At 60.3% G+C, this 17,203-nt stretch carries 14 protein-coding genes; 3 read left to right on the top strand and 11 right to left on the bottom strand.

The annotated features are described in order from the left end of the window. Positions 1–100: 100 nt before the first annotated feature. The 10 genes from galE to HNP51_RS10755 all read right to left on the bottom strand — a co-directional run bounded on the left by galE (position 101) and on the right by HNP51_RS10755 (position 13,989). Complete coding sequence (gene galE, locus HNP51_RS10800) at positions 101–1,132, bottom strand: UDP-glucose 4-epimerase GalE (RefSeq protein ID WP_184269615.1); 1,032 nt, start codon at positions 1,130–1,132, stop codon at positions 101–103. After that, positions 1,129–2,328, bottom strand: coding sequence for a glycosyltransferase family 4 protein (locus HNP51_RS10795; RefSeq protein ID WP_184269617.1), 1,200 nt, complete (start codon positions 2,326–2,328; stop codon positions 1,129–1,131). The genes galE and HNP51_RS10795 overlap by 4 nt, the downstream gene beginning before the upstream one ends. Beyond that, positions 2,325–3,407 (bottom strand): glycosyltransferase, encoded by a 1,083-nt coding sequence (locus HNP51_RS10790; RefSeq protein WP_184269619.1) that lies wholly within the window; start codon positions 3,405–3,407, stop codon positions 2,325–2,327. Before HNP51_RS10790 ends, HNP51_RS10795 begins: the two co-directional genes overlap by 4 nt. Further along, the gene (gene wzy / locus HNP51_RS10785; protein ID WP_221415841.1) at positions 3,404–4,711 is read right to left on the bottom strand and encodes an O-antigen polysaccharide polymerase Wzy; all 1,308 of its coding nucleotides are present in this window, start codon (positions 4,709–4,711) and stop codon (positions 3,404–3,406) included. Before wzy ends, HNP51_RS10790 begins: the two co-directional genes overlap by 4 nt. A 282-nt stretch (positions 4,712–4,993) precedes the next feature. Continuing rightward, positions 4,994–6,289 (bottom strand): lipopolysaccharide biosynthesis protein, encoded by a 1,296-nt coding sequence (locus tag HNP51_RS10780; protein WP_184269623.1) that lies wholly within the window; start codon positions 6,287–6,289, stop codon positions 4,994–4,996. After that, the gene (tviB, locus tag HNP51_RS10775; RefSeq protein WP_311769931.1) at positions 6,286–7,566 is read right to left on the bottom strand and encodes a Vi polysaccharide biosynthesis UDP-N-acetylglucosamine C-6 dehydrogenase TviB; all 1,281 of its coding nucleotides are present in this window, start codon (positions 7,564–7,566) and stop codon (positions 6,286–6,288) included. The genes HNP51_RS10780 and tviB overlap by 4 nt, the downstream gene beginning before the upstream one ends. Beyond that, complete coding sequence (locus tag HNP51_RS10770; RefSeq protein WP_184269625.1) at positions 7,566–9,530, bottom strand: nucleoside-diphosphate sugar epimerase/dehydratase; 1,965 nt, start codon at positions 9,528–9,530, stop codon at positions 7,566–7,568. Before HNP51_RS10770 ends, tviB begins: the two co-directional genes overlap by 1 nt. A 65-nt stretch (positions 9,531–9,595) precedes the next feature. Next, positions 9,596–11,410: a glutamine--fructose-6-phosphate transaminase (isomerizing) gene (glmS, locus tag HNP51_RS10765; RefSeq protein WP_184269627.1), complete on the bottom strand. Its 1,815-nt coding sequence runs from the start codon at positions 11,408–11,410 to the stop codon at positions 9,596–9,598. Positions 11,411–11,606: 196 nt separating this feature from the next. Further along, positions 11,607–12,956: a phosphoglucosamine mutase gene (gene glmM, locus HNP51_RS10760; RefSeq protein ID WP_184269629.1), complete on the bottom strand. Its 1,350-nt coding sequence runs from the start codon at positions 12,954–12,956 to the stop codon at positions 11,607–11,609. Positions 12,957–13,056: 100 nt separating this feature from the next. Next, positions 13,057–13,989, bottom strand: a complete 933-nt coding sequence (locus tag HNP51_RS10755) for a HEPN domain-containing protein (protein WP_184269631.1) — start codon at positions 13,987–13,989, stop codon at positions 13,057–13,059. Positions 13,990–14,165: 176 nt separating this feature from the next. On the opposite strand from HNP51_RS10755, the gene HNP51_RS10750 reads away from it, so the two are divergent. Then, positions 14,166–14,318, top strand: coding sequence for a hypothetical protein (locus tag HNP51_RS10750; RefSeq protein ID WP_184269633.1), 153 nt, complete (start codon positions 14,166–14,168; stop codon positions 14,316–14,318). Positions 14,319–14,422: 104 nt separating this feature from the next. On the opposite strand, the gene HNP51_RS10745 is transcribed toward HNP51_RS10750, so the two are convergent. Continuing rightward, on the bottom strand, positions 14,423–15,265 hold the full coding sequence (locus HNP51_RS10745) for a TonB-dependent receptor plug domain-containing protein (protein ID WP_260398457.1): 843 nt from the start codon (positions 15,263–15,265) through the stop codon (positions 14,423–14,425). A gap of 437 nt (positions 15,266–15,702) precedes the next feature. Between HNP51_RS10745 and HNP51_RS10740 the strand changes: the two genes are divergently transcribed. Together HNP51_RS10740 and HNP51_RS10735 are read left to right on the top strand one after the other, a co-directional pair. Next, entirely contained in the window at positions 15,703–16,221 is a 519-nt protein-coding gene (locus HNP51_RS10740; protein WP_184269636.1) for an RNA polymerase sigma factor, read from the top strand. Then, complete coding sequence (locus HNP51_RS10735) at positions 16,221–17,195, top strand: FecR domain-containing protein (protein ID WP_184269638.1); 975 nt, start codon at positions 16,221–16,223, stop codon at positions 17,193–17,195. Before HNP51_RS10740 ends, HNP51_RS10735 begins: the two co-directional genes overlap by 1 nt. Positions 17,196–17,203: the final 8 nt, after the last annotated feature.

Raw genomic sequence — 17,203 nt, 5'->3', positions numbered from 1 at the left:
GCACTGGGAGCTTGTTTTGACTAAAATCTAGACGCGCGGGCGAGACTTGAAGGTTCATTCTGTTCGGTCGATTGGATTCGAACCGCAGCCATGTCGCAGCTCATTTTTTCGTATACCCCGTGGGGTTCATCTTCTGCCATCGCCAGTGATCGGCCAGCATATCATCCAACCCCAATTTAGATTGCCAACCAAGTTCACTTCTGGCCAAGGCCGGATCGGCCCAGGATTGAGCGACATCTCCCGGCCGGCGCGGGACAAAGCGATGTGGGATCGATTGCCCGCAGGCCTGTTCAAATCCCCGGATAACTTCTTGCACCGAGAAACCCTGTCCCGTTCCGAGATTCCATAACTTGTAGCCAGTCGACTGGGTCAGACGATCCATAGCCGCAAGATGACCATCAGCCAGATCAAGCACATGAATATAGTCGCGAACCCCGGTTCCGTCAGTAGTCGGATAATCATTGCCATAGACTGACAAATGCTTGCGCCGCCCCGACGCAACTTGAGCGATATATGGCACCAGATTGCTGGGTTCTCCCTGCGAATCCTCGCCTATTTGCCCGCTAGGATGCGCCCCTACCGGATTAAAATAGCGCAAGGTCCCGATGGACCAGCGTGGGTCGCTAGATGCTAGGTCTTCCAAAATCTGCTCGACCATTAGCTTCGACCAGCCATAGGGGCTAGCGGGGCTCCCACGCGGGCTGCTTTCGTTTAGTGGCATTTCAGTCTGATTGCCGTAAACTGAGGCAGTCGAGCTAAATACCAGTCGGAATACGCCAGCTCTCGCCATCGCGGCGCACAGCGTGACGCTGCCATTTACATTGGTGTCATAATAGCGCAACGGCTCGGCTAAGCTTTCACCTATAGCCTTCAGGCCTGCGAAATGCATCACCGCGTCGACCTGATGTTCGGTGAAAATGCGGTCAAGATTCTCGGCATCACGAATGTCGCCCAGGCAGAAATGCACGACTCGGCCAGTTAAATGCTCAACCCGCCGTACTGACTCACGCGAACTGTTTTCAAGGTTATCGAGCACGATGACCTCATAGCCGGCCTCAAGACAACGCAGCAACACGTGCGATCCAATATAGCCGGCACCGCCAGTTAGTAAAATTTTCAACTTCTTATTCATCGCTGCCCGCTATTAACGATGCTGCGGAAAGTGGAAAAAAAAGTTCCGCGGCGCTGGGATAGGTCGCTGGCACGAAATGACTCAGCAGTCGCACGATTGACTGCAGAGGATCGTTTTCGTGCTTCCAGGTCTCTAACCATCCGCGCCAGATTGAAGGCCAACGCTTTTGGTTCTGCAGGAGGTGAAAGCCATTCCTCCTGTACCAGTTCTGGTATGCCGCCCACCCTAGTGGCTATTATTGGCGCGCCTTGCGCGCAGGCCTCTATCACTGCGCGAGGGAGCCCTTCCGTTCGTGAGGGCTGAACATAGATATCGCAAGCCCTCATTTCTTCCAGCACCGCGGGCCTATTCAGCGCACCAAGCAGATGGAATCGCGCGCTCAAACCCGCATTTTCAATCAAGTTAGCAACCTCAGCCCGGCATCGGCCGTCGCCCGCCCAGCGCACCACGAGATCTAGACCTTCCTCTCGCGTAAGCCATTCGATCGCGGCCACGAGAGTGTCCGCCCCCTTGTACATTTGTTCAAGGCTTCCTGCCGCAAAGAGCGTGGCCCGGCCGGGTCGGCCGGGCCTCCGCGCGTCTGGCTCGAAGAAGTCTGAATCCTCAAGCGCCACATCGGAACAGGCAACAGTGAATGCGCTTTCGGCCGGCGGATAGGCTGCCTGAAGGGTATGGTGGGTTACATAACTGACCGCCCTAGCCTTGGCGCAAAGCTGTCTTGTCGCGGAGACGGCGACTAACTTGTACAGCGGCGCAGCAGTGCCGCCGACGCCGCCCGAGCCGAAGACGCCCATCGGATCTCCGATCAACTCGACGGCATAAGGGCGCTTAAGTAAGCGCAGCAGAGGGGCCGCGATCATCGCCATTATGCCTGGGGCTCGGAGGATAGCGCCGTCGACTTGTTTTAAGCCGCAAAATACAGCGGCGGCTATGATGGGCAGACGAGGAAGCATCGCTCCGACACCAATATAGGGTGGGATCGGGATGAATTGGATCCGATCGCTCGAAATGGGCACACTACCACTTGTTTCAGACTGACGGCTCGTGGGCTGGATGCGCGCGATGACCAGAAGGTGATCGAACGATTCCAGGTAGCGTCCCAAGATATGGTCGTCGAAACCGGAGGGGCTAATAATGCGACCGTCCGGCAATCTCTGGAAACGCTCTTCAAGTATCAAAGCAAGGCGACCTGTCATGGCGCGACACTCGCTATTGAATGTTCCCAGAGGGCGAGCACACTCTGTAGATGGCGATGGATCAGGAACGGGCCTTGGGCAAAGGAAGCGGCGATGTTCGGACGAGCCATTTTGGTCGCGTCGAATACCAACTCCGCCCATTCTATATTATTTGCGCTGAGAGGGCAGGTGAGGACACCTTCAACAGCAGTAGCGATTTCCTGTACGCCCGGAAGATCATTCGCAACGACCGGCGTTCCTACCGACAGCGCTTCGAGCACGGCACCCGGAAGACCCTCTCGATGTGATGGAAGCAAAAGCACGGTACATTTTCGGAGGAATTCGATTGGCTGATCGGTGACGCCGCAAATCTCAACAGAATTCTCCAGTCTCCGTTGTTTTACATCTTCAGCAAAAACTCGCAGTTGATCAGGTGTCCCCCCGCCGGCCACGCGCAGTTTAGCGTTCCGGCCGCGATCGTCGCGCAAAATGGCTTCAAGTATGTCAAGCGAACGATGCGGATTCTTTTCCGGAGAAATGCGTCCCAAATAGCCGATTACTAGATCGTTCCTGCGACAATCATTGTTATTAGAGTGAGGCAAGTCTATACCGTTGTATAGCGTCACCCATTTATCGTTAGGCGCGTGTGCGAATGCTTGCGCTGCGTTGCAAACGCCAACCACTGATCGGCTGATTCTATTCGCTAAAAATCGGCCGAGAGCGGCCTTCGCGGCATGAAAACCACCCTCCCGAACATCGTTGAGGCTACGATAATGGGAGATCACGACTGGGATCCGAGCCATTTTCGCTGCAAGTGCATAATATCCGTTAGCGGTAGAAACGTTGGTATGGAATATTGTAGGCCTATATTTCATTAGGAAGTTCCATAGATGGATTAGGCCTCTCAAGCCTGGTCTTCCGTAAACAATCTTGAGTCCAAGAGCTTCGAAATCTTTATCTAGTGCTCCTAATTCCCCAGATATAATGTATATAACAGCGTCAAATTCTACGCCGAGCTCCCGCAATCCTCGAAACAGGCGCAGAGATCGGACTTCAGCTCCTCCAACATCGAGCTTACCTAGGGTGTATACAAGTTTCATTGTCTCAAACTTTTCAGCAAGTACGCGGTCATCATTACTGCCGCAGTGACAACAAAAAATACAACTGTTGCCCCGAAGGCGCTCACAAAGCTCTGGCGTATGTGGATAAATGCACCAAAAAGGATCGACGCCTGTATTAGAGTTTGCTGGTTCGCGACCAATCTTGAAGCGGATGTCGTTATGGCGATTCCAAACAATGCCCCCATTGCGAGGGCGCCAAGAAATCCGAAATTGATGACAGATTCAGCTACTATTGAGAATCCGTAGGGGCCCGCGCGTTGCATAATGAGTACATTCATCAACCGATAGTCTTCGTTGGCCGGCAGGCGTTCGACTAAAGGAATTAGGCCGAGGAAGGTCCTCTCGAATGGAGCATAATAGGTCGAGCCAAGGCGGAACGTGTCTCCTTGCTGAAGCCACCGTTCCACCTCATAGCTGGGCCTCAGAGACCCTCCGAGCTCTGAGATAGTAGTTAGGGGCGAAGCGTAAGCGAGCGTGTCGGACATTGAACCACCGACGCGTGAACTGGCCACAACAGCAGAGGCGAAGAAGACGCCTAGAACAGCTAGGGTCAGGAAGGACCAGTGAATGCGGAGGCGTCCTTGTGTCATAAGAAGCGGAATAGTCAAAGCTATGGGAAATAGGACCTCGCCTCGCAAGCCTAGTGGAAAGGCGAAAATGGCCCAAATACCAAATATTAAAAGGGGCACCCAAAGCTTACGTGCGTTCTGCGTAGCTAAGAAAAATGTTGCAGGTATAGCTGTGTGCAAAATTCCAATAAGATTGCCTAGCGCAGCGTTCCTTTCGAATAATATAATATAGTCAACATAGTTTTTTGGCCTCAGGATGCCCATAACGAACACGAACCAAGCAGCCGTGCAGATGATCAAACCTAACAGAGCCACGCGGTAAATCATTGGCGACTGGACGGTTTCAATAAGTCTCGGGACCCTATCAGCGCGTGCGCTTGCTCTCACTGTCAGGATCGCCAGCGTGAAGGCCAGCACAAATACGAGGCAGGCCTCAAGTGCAGGCCGTACAAAAACGTCTTGGCTAATCCAGATTTGCACGCGTGAAAGCGGCACGCCTTTGTCGCTCAACAAATAGGCAGGCAACAAGCCGAAATGGAACACGACAAGCGCGGCGAAGTACGATTTCAAGATTCCCGAGCCTTGGCTCCGCGGCAGGTAGAGCACAAACAGCAGAAGGGTTGACGCTGCCCAAAATGTCAGCGTCATGAACACATTAAATGATCCGTCCCAAAGCAAGGCCGCTACCGACAAGGCGATACCTGCGGCCAGCATGCTGGAGCGTATCAGCGCTCCGAAAGTGGATGATGTGAAGGTCGAGCTTGTCACACGCGCAGCCATTCGTGTTCATAAAATGGTATGAAAATCCTTTGGTTTTGATGTGAACCAGCAAATAGTGATCTGGCCAAAAAGTATTCAATCTTTGACAAGACTGAAGTAAACCAAGATAGGATGAGGCGCTCGGTCATAATAATTTTATAACTAATGGATTTGTCTAAAGCGGTAAGCGGCTATTTGTTGTTCTTTTATTTTCCACATGGTCCTAGAGGCTATTATTTATCTTAGTATGAATGATGGTGAAACTCCTGTTGCATTTTTTGCATGGAATATCAGCAATGTAGCCTTTATGGCGCTACCGATCACGAAGGCCCAGGCAGCCCCTTCGGCTGAGAAAAGATATGTCAGAACGGTCAACAACAGGATAAAAGCTAGTGCTGACAGCACCGAAATACGTAACGATATTTTGTGATTGCCGGTGAGGCTTAGTAGTGATCCGCCGGGAGCCGTTATGTTTGCTATTAGGTGACCGAGCAGCAGGATGGTCGTGAAATTCGCGGCCTTGGTGAAGGTATCTCCCAACAGCAGACTGACGAGATGGTCCCCGACGATCAGGAAGAAGATCAAGGCTCCCGCGCTCACCGCAGTGGTTGTCAGGGAGTAGGCGTTGATGATCCGACGCAAGGCCGAAGCGTCACCCGCGTGACTCGCGCGAGCGATCCCGGGCCCCGCCACAGGGTCTATGATCGTGACTATAGCGCTTGGAATCGCTGCGACGCGTGTGGCCGCGAGATAGAGGCCTGTTTCTAGCGGGGGGGAGATGGCCCCCACTACCAACATATCTGCGTTTCGTAAGACCATATTCATGGCGTTCGAAAGGAACAAGGTTCGGGTCACACTGCGTGCCTCGCTCAAATCAAACGGTTCGGCACGGGCTCTGAGCAATGACTTGGCCTTGTGGCCAACTACCAGGACTGTCGTCAGTAAGAGGGCTCCGATGCTGACGCCCAAATTGATCGCCAATATGTCGTCGACGATAATTATATTGGCGTTATTCGTAGCGATCCATACTAAAGCGACGAACAGTATGGGCTTCAGAAAGTTCTCGGGTGCGTCCGATGTCCAGATTGCAGAATGGGTCAAACCGAAGGATCGCATTAAGCCTGCGTGGGCCATGACAAAAACAAGTGCAAGCGCCATTAATCGCGTCGGCCAGTTTAAAGAAGCCATTGTTGTAAAAACGATCATTAAAACCGCCATGGCAACGACTGCGCGGACCGATACTGCAGCGAAGCTGCGCACAACAAGATGTCGCATCCGGCCTAACGCACCCTCATCGATGAGTGGCGGCAGAAGTCGCATTAGTGACCATTCGTGTCCCGCCCGCGACAGAATGGCAGCCGCTGTGACCCAGGTCAGTAAATAGCCGTATTCGCCGTAGAGTGCCGGGCCCAGCAGTCTTCCGAGCAGTATCTGGCATGAAAACAGCGTGACTAAACCGAGGCCGAGCGGCAAGCTCTTCAATAAATATGGAAACATCATGCCGAGCAGTGTGGATCGCCGGGTCGGCATCATAGCCGCACGTCTGCTACTCCGGGTGGAAGCGCGGCCTTGAGATCATAGATAACACAGGGTCCTCGGCCGAAGGCTCTAAGGTCACCGGTGCCTAGCGCTTGGAATTGGTGGTGGCAGACTGCCAGCACCACAGCGTCGTACGCATCAGTTTCGGGTCTCGCGGTAAGGGTCAAGCCGTATTCTTGCTGCGCTTCCGCTGGATCGACCCAAGGGTCGTGCACATCGACGGCTATATCGTAGTCCTTCAGCTCTTGAATAATGTCCACCACCCGTGTGTTGCGCAGGTCGGGGCAGTTTTCCTTGAAGGCAAGGCCGAGGATCAGGACGCGGGCACCCTCAACCTGGATGCGCTTCTTGACCATGGCCTTGACAAGTTGGGAAGCGACATAAGCGCCCATGCCGTCATTGATGCGGCGGCCTGCGAGGATAACTTCGGGGTGGTAGCCGACCGACTGGGCCTTGTGCGTCAGGTAGTAGGGATCGACGCCTATGCAGTGACCGCCGACCAGGCCGGGACGGAAGGGAAGGAAATTCCACTTGGTGCCAGCTGCCTCGAGCACGGCCTGAGTGTCGATGTCAAGCTTGTTGAAGATGATTGCCAGCTCGTTGACGAGTGCGATATTGAGGTCCCTCTGGGTGTTCTCGATGACCTTGGCAGCTTCGGCCACCTTGATCGAAGGGGCCTTGTGCGTGCCGGCGGTGACGACTTCCTTATAAAGGGCGTCAACGAAGTCGGCGGCTTCGGGGGTTGAGCCCGACGTCACCTTGGTGACGGTCGCTAGGCGGTGCTCCCGGTCGCCGGGGTTAGCCCGCTCGGGGCTGTAACCGGCGAAGAAGTCCTGATTGAAAGTCAGACCGGATGCCCGCTCCAGCACGGGCACGCAGTCTTCTTCGGTGGCGCCAGGATAGACGGTGGACTCATATACGACCACGTCGCCGCGCTTGAGCGCCTTGCCGACCGAGGCGCTGGCTTTTTTCAGCGCCGTCAGATCGGGCTGCTTGTGCTCATCAATCGGCGTCGGAACGGTGATGACATAGACATTGCAGTTCGCGAGATCGGCTGGATCGCTGGACAGTTGGAGGCCGCCGGACGCGGCTAGTTCGTCGGCGTCGATCTCGAGGGTGCGGTCCTCGCCGCGACGAAGCTCGTCGATGCGCGACTGATCGATGTCAAAGCCGACGGTGGGGTGTTTTCCGCCGAAGGCGACCGCCAGCGGCAAGCCGACATAGCCCAGGCCGAGCACCGCGATGCGGGCGTCTTCAATTTTCATCATCATCAGGCTGTGTGCCCTACAGTGGCTTTGGCATTGGGGGAAGAGGCGGCTGGCGGCTGGCGGCTGGCGGTCAGCATGCAGTTGACCGACGCGGCGACGGTCTGCGGGTCGCTTTCGCGGGCCAGCTTGATCAAGGCGGTGATCGACGTCGGCGTCGTGATGGGGGCGGTGGCCGGGCGCACTTCCATGATGCCGTGGGCGCAGTCGGAGACGATCTCGTCGCTGTCGTAGAGAGCTTCGGAGAGTTTCTCGCCGGGTTTGAGACCGGTGAACTCGATCTTGATGTCGACGTCCGGAACCTGTCCCGTCAATTCGATCATCTGGCGTGCCAGATCTACGATCTTCACGGGCTTGCCCATTTCCAGCAGGAACTTGCTGGGTGTGGATTGTGGGCGTGCGGCATTGATGGCCGTGCTGTGGAGCACCAACTGCACGGCCTCGGGGATGGTCATGAAATAGCGGTCGACGTCAGGGTGGGTGACGGTGACCGGTCCGCCCTGGGCGATCTGTTTCTGGAAAATGGGCACAACAGAGCCAGCGGAACCGAGGACGTTGCCGAAGCGGACGGCGGACAGGCGGGTGGAGGAAGGCGGGGCTATTTCGAGGAGGCTCTCGGCAATCCTCTTAGTGGCGCCCATGACATTGGTGGGGGCCACGGCCTTGTCGGTGGAGACGAGCACGAACTGCGCGGCTTCGGCGGCGATGGCGGCCTGGATCACGTTCCAGGTGCCCAGCACGTTTGTGAGCACGCCCTCGGAGGGATTCTGCTCGACCAGCGTGACGTGTTTTAGGGCAGCGGCGTGGAAGACGATGTCCGGCCGCTCCTCCATGAAGAGGTCCCGAATGCGCTGTTCGTTACGGACATTGGCCAAGACGGCGCGACGGCTGGCGAGCGCGTCGGCGTTGGCCAATTCGCGGTCGATTTCGAACAGCAGGAATTCTGAATGGTCCACCAGAGTGAGGTGGGCGCAGTCGAGGCCCTGTAGCTGGCGGCAGATCTCCGAACCGATGCTGCCACCGGCGCCCGTCACTAAAACGCGTTTGCCCCGTATCAGGGTCTGGACCTGGGAGGGGTTGAGCTGGATCGGGCTTCGCGGCAGGAATTCCTCGAGCGGGATCTCCTTGAGGGCATGCGGGTCAGCGTCGGGCGTCGCGAGATCCACGAGGCGGCGCGGACGAAGCAGGGTGTGACCTTCTCGTCGAACTTCGCCGATGCGCAAGGGGCTTACGCCCCAGGCCTGCACAGGATCGTCGAGGAAGAGGATGGCGTATCGGGGGGTCTCGGCCGAGCCTTGCGGCAGTTTCCAATGGCCGATGGCGCCGAGGACGGGGACGCCGTGCAGGCGCAAACCTACTTCGGCGGCGTGGGGCGAGATGATGCCCACGGGGCGGTAGGGGGAGGTCGCATCGGAAAGCAGGTGGCGAAGATGGGCGTCCGCGCTGGCGAGTTCGCCGACGACGAGCATGGGCTTTTGGTCCCGCAACGAGGGCTGGGACAGAGCTTGGTGAAGCGAGCCGCCCAGACGGCCCAGGACACGAGGATCGTGGGCCAGCCGCCAGCTCAGGCGCAGTCCGCCAAGTCCGGCCAAGCTGAACACCAGAGTCAGGACGAGGACCGAACGGGGCAGCTGAAGTCCGCGATCCAGGACAAAGACGCTCAGCAGGAAAAGCCCCATGCCGATCACGAGGCTGCGGGCCAGAACCACCAGGTCACCGAGTGACGAGAAACGCCAGGCCGAGCGTTCGGTCTTGAGCACCAGTTCTACGCCGCCGCCGATGGCCGCGTAGAGGGCGGCCCAGCCGATGACGCGTAGAGCGTCCGAATGGGTCAGCCACCAGCTAATGGGCAGGGCGCGACGCATTTCATAAGCCGCCAGGAAGGCGACGAACAGGAGGGCGACGTGGAGGCCGAACTTGGCGGCGTCGGTCGCGCTGAGCCGGGAGGGCGGCCGGAGGTGCGAAGGCATGTTTTATCCAAGCTCGATGGGCAGCGGACGCAGGGCGATAATGTGGACGGTCAGAAGGACGGGGTTCATTCGACCGTCACCGACTTGGCAAGGTTGCGCGGCTGATCGACGTCGGTGCCTTTCTGGACCGCTGTGTAATAGGCCAGAAGCTGCACCGGCACGGCATAGACCAGGGGCGCGATCAGGGGGTGACAGTCGGGGGCGTCGACCCGGCGGATGCCGTCGCCGTGCGGAGCCGGGGCGGTCGCCGGGGCGATCATGATGACGGGACCGCCGCGTGCGGCGACCTCGGCCAGGTTGGAGGCGGTCTTCTCGAACACCTCGTCCAGCGGGGCCAGGGCGATGATGGGGGTCTTTTCATCCACCAGGGCGATGGGGCCGTGCTTCAGCTCGCCGGCGGCGTAACCCTCGGCGTGGATATAGCTGATCTCCTTCAGCTTCAGCGCGCCTTCCATGGCCAGGGGGAACATGGCGCCCCGGCCGAGGAACAGGACGTCCGTGGCCTTGGCCAGGTCATGGGCGATCTTCTCGATGTCCCGGTGGCTTTCAACAGCCTCGGCGATCAGGCGCGGGGCCTCGAACAGGGCCTTGACCAGTTCGGCCTCGCGCGTCGCGTCGATGCGGCCGCGCGCCACGCCCGCGGCGACGGCCAGGGCCAGCAAGGCCGAGACCTGGGCGGTGAAGGCCTTGGTCGAGGCGACGCCGATTTCCGGCCCGGCGTGGGTCGGCCACAGGACGTCGGCCTCGCGCGCCATGGACGAGGTGTGGACGTTGACGACGGCGGCGGTCTTCAGACCCTGGGCCTTGCACCAGGTCAGGCTGGCCAGGGTGTCGGCGGTCTCGCCTGACTGGCTGACGGCCACGGCCACTGTGCCGGGCGTCAGGGCGGGGGAGCGGTAGCGGAATTCCGACGCGATCTCGACGTCGCAGGGCAGGCCTGCATACTTCTCGAAGGCGTATTTGCCGATCTGGCCGGCGTAGAAGGCGGTGCCGCAGGCGATGATCTGGAGGCGGTCGACCGTAGCGAAGTTCACGCTCTGGGGCTTGGCCGCGCCCGTCACCAGATCAAGGTATTCCGACAGGGTGTGCTGGACGCTGTCGGGCTGTTCGTGGACTTCCTTTTCCATGAAGTGGCGATAGGCGCCCTTCTCGACCGTGGCCGAGGAGGCCGACACCTGCACCACGGCGCGGTCGGCGGGCCGGCCCTGGGCGTCGAACATGCGCGCGCCCGAACGGGTCATGGCAACGTAATCGCCTTCTTCCAGATAGGAGATCTTCTGGGTGAAGGGGCCGACGGCCAGGGCGTCTGAGCCCAGGTACATCTCGCCCTCGCCCCAGCCGACGACCAGGGGGCTGCCCCGGCGGGCGCCCAGAATCAGCTCGTCCTCGCCCTCGATCAGGACGGCGAGCGCATAGGCGCCGGTCAGCCGGTCCAGCGTGGCCTTGAAAGCGTCCAGCGGGGTCAGGCCCGCCGCCAACTTGTGATCCAGCAGGTGGGCCACGACCTCGGTGTCGGTCTGGCTCTCGAAGACGCGGCCCTCGGCCTCCAGCTCGGCCTTCAGTTCGGCGAAGTTCTCGATGATGCCGTTGTGGACCAGGCAGACGCGGCCGGCCTTGTGCGGGTGGGCGTTGGCGGTGGTCGGAGCGCCGTGGGTGGCCCAGCGGGTGTGGCCGATGCCGAGGGTCCCGGCCAGCGGCTCGGCGGCCAGCACGGCCTCCAGTTCGCGGATCTTGCCCTTGGCGCGGCGACGCTCGATGCGGCCGTCGACGACGGCGGCGATGCCGGCGGAATCATAGCCCCGGTATTCCAGCCGCTTCAGGCTGTCGATTAAAACAGACGATGCCGCCCGCTCACCGATGGCGGCGATAATCCCACACATGATACGACAAAAATCCCCGGGCGCGCAGAGCTCCGCAGCGCTAAGGGGGTGCTATAACCACAACACGTTGAGCGTGTGAAGGTGTTTTTTAGCGGCTTTAGAACGCTGATTTTTCTAGAGGCCCTGCGTGTGGATGTAAGGTGACAGCCTGTCGGTATCCCAAAATGGTTCAGGATTCCGGTCGTTTGGGGCGTATTTAGGCGAGCTCGTGCACCGCGGCGGCGACATCAGCAACCACGCGCTTGACCAGGGCCTCGTCGTCGCCTTCGGCCATGACGCGGATCAGCTTCTCCGTGCCGGACGGGCGCACCAGCAAACGACCCGAGCCGTTCAGGGCGGCTTCCGCCTCCAGGATGGCGGCCTTGACCTTGGCGTCCTCCAGCGGCTTGCCGGCGGTGTAGCGCACGTTCTGCAGCAGTTGCGGCACCGGCTCGAACTGCCGCGCCAGCTCGCTCATCGGCACGCCGGTCTCGACCAGAACCGCCAGCACCTGCAACGCCGCCATCAGGCCGTCGCCTGTCGTGGCGTAGTCCTTCAGGATGATGTGACCCGACTGCTCGCCGCCGATGTTGAAGCCGCCGGCGCGCATCCGCTCCATGACGTAGCGGTCGCCCACCTTGGTGCGCTCCAGCGTCAGCCCCTCGGCCTTCAGTTTGCGCTCCAGGCCCAGGTTGGACATGACGGTGGCGACCACGCCGCCGCCGTTCAGTCGGCCCTTGCGCGCCCAGGCCAGGCCGATCAGGGCCATGATCTGATCGCCGTCGACCACATGGCCCTTCTCGTCGCAGATGATGACCCGATCGGCGTCGCCGTCCAGGGCGATGCCGATGTCGCAACGATAGCGCTTGACCGCCTCGGACACCGCCTCGGGATGGGTCGAGCCGCATTCGGCGTTGATGTTCAGGCCGTTCGGCTCGACGCCGACGGGGAAAATCTCGGCCCCCAGCTCATAGAGGGTGGTCGGGGCCACGCGGTAGCCGGCGCCGTTGGCGCAGTCGATGGCGATGCGCAGGCCCTTGAGGCTGAGCTTCTTGGGGAAGGCCGACTTGGCGATCTCGATATAGCGCGGCGGGGCGTCGTCGATGCGCTTTACCCGGCCCAGCTTGTTGGCGGGGGCCAGGTCCTGATCCAGGCCCTCGTCCATCATGGCCTCGATCTTCAGCTCGATCTCGTCCGACAGCTTGTAACCGTCCGGCCCGAACAGCTTGATGCCGTTGTCGGCGTAGTCGTTGTGCGAGGCCGAGATCATGATGCCCAGATCGGCGCGCATCGAGCGCGTCATCATGGCCACGCCCGGCGTCGGCAGGGGCCCGAAGGTGCGCACGTCCATGCCGACCGAGGCCAGCCCCGCCACCAGGGCCGGCTCGATCATGTAGCCGGACAGGCGGGTGTCCTTGCCGATCACCACCAGATGGCGGCGGTCGTCGTCGGTGCGGAACATCTTGCCCGCCGCCAGACCCACGCGCAGCGCCACCTCGGCCGTCATCGGATGGGTGTTGGCGCGACCACGAATGCCGTCGGTGCCGAAGTATCTTCTCTCGCCCATAGCCCGGTCCTCGTCGGCAGCCGCGACAGCGTCGTCTGCGGGACGGGTGCTATAGGGCCGACACTCTAGGCGTGTGAAGAGGGCGGCAATGAAAAGGCGGTCAGCTGAAGCCGGCTGCGGCCTTCAACTGGGCGAGGCGCTTTTCGCAAGCCGACAGGACCCTGTCTCTCAGCATCTCAGCCCCTTTGGCCATGAGCGCCAGATCTTCGGGCGAGACGTCGTAGTGCTCAGAATAACGGGCCTCCACATAGGCGCGCTTCAGGGCCTCGAACACACGGCGGTCGGCTCGGTCAAGGCGAGGCCACGCCTCGATCAGGGTTGGCTCATGGCTTTCCGCCAGCGAGCGGAGGAATTTAATGTTGTGGGAACGCGGGAAGTAGAAGGTGTGGACGAGAAGAAAGCAGGCGTAAGCGGTTTCGATGGCCTGATGCAGGCTGAAGGCTGAAAGCTTACGGAAACCCGCGTCCGCTTGAGCCTTAGAAAGTTGAAAATCAGCCGTTGCAAGCCATCTGTCGAGATCGGAACGCTTGGTAGAATTATAGCGTGAGGCGAGCGCATAGGCGTCTTGCGCCGTCATTGGGCGGATGGCGGCCAACGGATGGCCGGGCAGTTCGTATAGGGTAACGCCGTCGCGAGCGATGTCCGACCAGAAGTATTCGCCTCGTCCGAGCGCCTGATTCACCTCGGCTATGGTGTGGACGATGATATTGACCGTGCGGCCTACGGACGGATCGTGCAGAATCCGATCTTCGGCCTCCCACCAATATTCCGCGATGTCCGTCAGCTTCTCGTGGCTGACGATGATGAGAAGATCAAAGTCGGAAAGATAGCCGTTCTCCGGCTCGTCCACCCAGTCATTGCGGGCGTAGGATCCGAACAGGATGATCTTGAGGACCTGGCCATTTCGGCGATGGTCCGAAGTCCCGCCAGCCCCCTTCTTCAGCGCAGCCTCAAAGCCGTTCAGCAGCAGGCTGCGGGCATGGGCCAGCTCTTGCTGTTGACGGTCCGGCAAATGGCTGAGGTCAGTCTTCATGGTGGGGGATCTTAGCGGAGTTCAAGCGTCGCAGGGATAGTCCAAACGCTGCAATAAGGGCCCTTCCTTCGCAGCGGATGGCGAATGCTTCGAGGGATACGGCCTGTCTGGGCCCGCAACTTGCTATGCGGCAAACGAGGTTCTATCAATCTGTAATAAAATGGGACGGGCTGATCATGCTGCTGGGACTGGCGCTATTTGTGGCTTTCGCATTGCTGGCGCTGGTGATCGCCCGACCCCGACTGGAACGCGAAATGGAACGCCGCCATTTCCGGAACCGAGAAAAGAAGCGGCGCCGCTACTACGCGCGCAAAAACGCGGCGGAATAGCACAGCTAGGAATGGGACTTTGCTCGACACCGGCGCCGCGAAAAAGGGCTCGGGGCCAGCCGCTTTCCAGCGAGACCGCCGTGCAACCTCGTAAGTTACTTGTCTTATGGCGATGAGCCTGGCGAAGAGCAGTCGTTGCGGGATCGGATACGGCGGCCGGCGGAGAGTGCTAGAAAACACTCCGTAACGGCGAAGACGTAGGCGCGCGTCTCAGCGATCTCAGGAATCCGTCCGAGGCGCGCCACTCTCTGCGGGCCGGCGTTGTAAAGCGCAGATGCCCCGTCCAGCAGAACGTCGATGCGTTTCACCGCGCTGGCGGGGATGGACGAAAGGTCCGTAAAATCTCCGCTGATGCCGGTCCCTGCGAGACGTCGACCATTGATCAGCACCAGGGTGGCGTCGCTGCCGAGGCCGCGAAGATTGACCCCGTTGGCGTAGGTGCTGTTGCCCGCTGTTCGATCCGCGCCAGCGTCTATCGCGGCTTCGTTCGCAGAACCCCCGAAGTTTTGCGGCAAGGCGGCCAGAGCCTGTGCGACCGTCGCGTGACCGTCCCGATCAATCTGGTTCCTGTCGATAACGATGACAGGCGACGACCCTTGCTCCAGACCGCGGATCAGGCTGCCGGTCACCACCACGTCGTCCACCGTCGTCGCGGAACCCCTGAGATCGCTGCTGACGAGCGGGTCGAAAAGCACCAGAACGTCCGCCTCGGTTCGGCGGAACTCCAGACCGGCCTCGGACAGCAAGGTCCTCAGGGCCTCTTCAGGCGGCAGGTTTCCCGAGACGCCAGGGGAGCTCAGGCCTGAGACCAGCTGGGAGGAATAGAGCACGCGCTGTCCGCTCTGGGAGACGAAGTCCTGGAGGGCCTGCGCCAGCTCACCCGCCGGGACGCTGTATGCCCTCGGCGAGGTCGGCGCCTGCGCCGCCGCGGGCGTAGACGACGCCATGATCACCGCGGCGATCGCCGTGGCGGCCATGGTTGTTGACGTCAGAGCTGTTGACGCCAGAGCCGTCGAAGCCAAAGCCGTTGAAATGAGACCGGAGCGCATGTCTTTCCCCCTATTTTTTCCCGTCGAAGCGCGGGTTGGAGGAGAGACGAACGGGGAGGGGGAAAACCCTGGAAAGTTTTTCCATGATCGGCGCAGGAGCCTCTCCTGCGGCTGCTCGACGCGCGCCCATCAGCTTGCCTAAGTCGAACGACTTGCAAACGCCGTTCGTTCAGTTCACTCTTCGTTCGCGCCGTACCGGCGCCGAGGCGTGAGAACCTCGTTTGAGAATATGGAGAACCGTTCGCTTGGCTTTGCGCCGTTGCGCCGCGATGACTCCTGCTTGAACGCTGTGCTCGACCGGTTTCCGGGCGCCTCTCATGCAAAGGGAGGTCGGCTTGTCTGCGTCGCCGCGCGTCATGGGTTTGAAAGAAAGACCGGACGAAGAGGATGTCGGGCGGCTCTATCGCGAGCATTCCGACTGGCTCCGGGGACGCGTCAGTCGGCAATTCGGCCCCGACGACGCCGAAGACATCGTGCAGGAAGCCTATATCCGCACAGGGGACAGGGCGAAGTCGCTCGATCATCCGAGAGGATTTCTTCTGACCGTCGCCTTCAATCTGGGCCGAGATCTGTCCCGGCGCCGACGCACCGCAGCGCGGGCCAGCGCCTCGGATAGCGTCCTGAGCGTCACGGCCCCGGCCTTGCCTGGAGGACAGGTTGAAGCCGTCATGCTCAAGCAAATCATTCTGGCCCTGCCCGAGGCCGAACGTCAGGTCTTGCTGATGAGCCGCTTCGAAGGCATGCCGCATGCCGCCATCGCCCGCGCCCTGGGCATCTCGGTGAAAACCGTGGAATGGCGTATGTCGCGAGCCTTGGCCCACTGCGCGGCTCATTTGCGCGATGACGAGGGATGATGAAAAAGACCGTCAGGGCGACAACCGCAGAGACGCAAGCGGCTGAATGGTTCGTGCGCCTTTCCAACCCCGCCGTCAGTTTCACTGATATCGAAGCCTTCCAGTCCTGGCGCGAAGATACTCGGAACCGCTCAGCCTTTGAGGCGGTGGAAACCCTCTGGGCGCAGTCAGGCGTCTTGGCCGGCGATCCTGAAATCCAGTCCGCCCTCGCGCTTATCCCTCGTCGGAAAATAAAGCGGGCGAAGAGCGCTCTTCCTTGGACTGCGGCCCTGGGCGGCGGCCTGCTCGCCGTCAGCGCCGCCGCCTGGATCCTTCTTGCGCCCCAAACCTATTCAGCACCTGAGTTCAGCCGCAGAACGATTGAGCTTGAAGATGGATCGGTCGTGCAACTCGATGCCGGTGCGCGCATCTCCGCGCGCTTCGACGGTCGTTCCCGGAGGTTGTCGCTCCTGCGCGGCCGCGCCCTGTTCGACGTCGCCAAGGATCCGTCGCGTCGCTTCGTCGTCCAGGCCGGGGGGACAAAGGTTCTGGCGCTGGGCACCCGGTTCGTCGTCAGCCGCGACAAGGACAGCACCAGCGTCGCCTTGATCGAGGGCAGGCTCGAGGTCCGCAAGGCGAGGCGAGGAACCGCGGCCGCATCCTGGATCCTCGGGCCGGGAGAAGGCGTTCCGGCCTCGGGCGGACCTGTCGAGCCGGTCGATCCAGCACGCATCGAAGACTGGGCTGACGGGCGTTTCGTTTTTCGCGCGATCCCGCTTGATGAGGCGGCGGCCGAGATGAACCGCTACGCGCGCCGGGCGGTGCGGGTCGAAGCCGGGCCCTTGTCCCGATCGCCGATCAGCGGCGCTTTCGAAGCCGGCCAGGAGGAGGCCTTCGCATACGCTGCAGCTGAAGCTCTGTCTCTGGTGGTCGTTACCGCTCCAGACGGCGCCTTGGTGCTCAAAGCGGCTGGGCCGCCCGCCAAAAGCGAATGAGGGAGTGC

The organism is Brevundimonas bullata (assembly GCF_014207965.1).
Taxonomy (GTDB): domain Bacteria; phylum Pseudomonadota; class Alphaproteobacteria; order Caulobacterales; family Caulobacteraceae; genus Brevundimonas; species Brevundimonas bullata_A.
Note: the sequence above shows the minus strand (reverse complement) of the source record. Positions and strands in the feature narration are given on the sequence as shown.

What these genes read in the sequence shown, in the direction of transcription:
- HNP51_RS10735 (WP_184269638.1), top strand. Translation starts at nt 16,221, where the DNA reads ATGAAAAAGACCGTCAGGGCGACAACCGCAGAGACGCAAGCGGCTGAA.
- tviB (WP_311769931.1), bottom strand. Translation starts at nt 7,566, where the DNA reads ATGATGATGAAAATTGAAGACGCCCGCATCGCGGTGCTCGGCCTGGGC.
- HNP51_RS10745 (WP_260398457.1), bottom strand. Translation starts at nt 15,265, where the DNA reads ATGGCGTCGTCTACGCCCGCGGCGGCGCAGGCGCCGACCTCGCCGAGG.
- HNP51_RS10755 (WP_184269631.1), bottom strand. Translation starts at nt 13,989, where the DNA reads ATGAAGACTGACCTCAGCCATTTGCCGGACCGTCAACAGCAAGAGCTG.
- HNP51_RS10750 (WP_184269633.1), top strand. Translation starts at nt 14,166, where the DNA reads ATGCTGCTGGGACTGGCGCTATTTGTGGCTTTCGCATTGCTGGCGCTG.
- galE (WP_184269615.1), bottom strand. Translation starts at nt 1,132, where the DNA reads ATGAATAAGAAGTTGAAAATTTTACTAACTGGCGGTGCCGGCTATATT.
- HNP51_RS10795 (WP_184269617.1), bottom strand. Translation starts at nt 2,328, where the DNA reads ATGACAGGTCGCCTTGCTTTGATACTTGAAGAGCGTTTCCAGAGATTG.
- HNP51_RS10780 (WP_184269623.1), bottom strand. Translation starts at nt 6,289, where the DNA reads ATGATGCCGACCCGGCGATCCACACTGCTCGGCATGATGTTTCCATAT.
- glmM (WP_184269629.1), bottom strand. Translation starts at nt 12,956, where the DNA reads ATGGGCGAGAGAAGATACTTCGGCACCGACGGCATTCGTGGTCGCGCC.
- HNP51_RS10770 (WP_184269625.1), bottom strand. Translation starts at nt 9,530, where the DNA reads ATGCCTTCGCACCTCCGGCCGCCCTCCCGGCTCAGCGCGACCGACGCC.
- HNP51_RS10790 (WP_184269619.1), bottom strand. Translation starts at nt 3,407, where the DNA reads ATGAAACTTGTATACACCCTAGGTAAGCTCGATGTTGGAGGAGCTGAA.
- glmS (WP_184269627.1), bottom strand. Translation starts at nt 11,410, where the DNA reads ATGTGTGGGATTATCGCCGCCATCGGTGAGCGGGCGGCATCGTCTGTT.
- wzy (WP_221415841.1), bottom strand. Translation starts at nt 4,711, where the DNA reads ATGCTGGCCGCAGGTATCGCCTTGTCGGTAGCGGCCTTGCTTTGGGAC.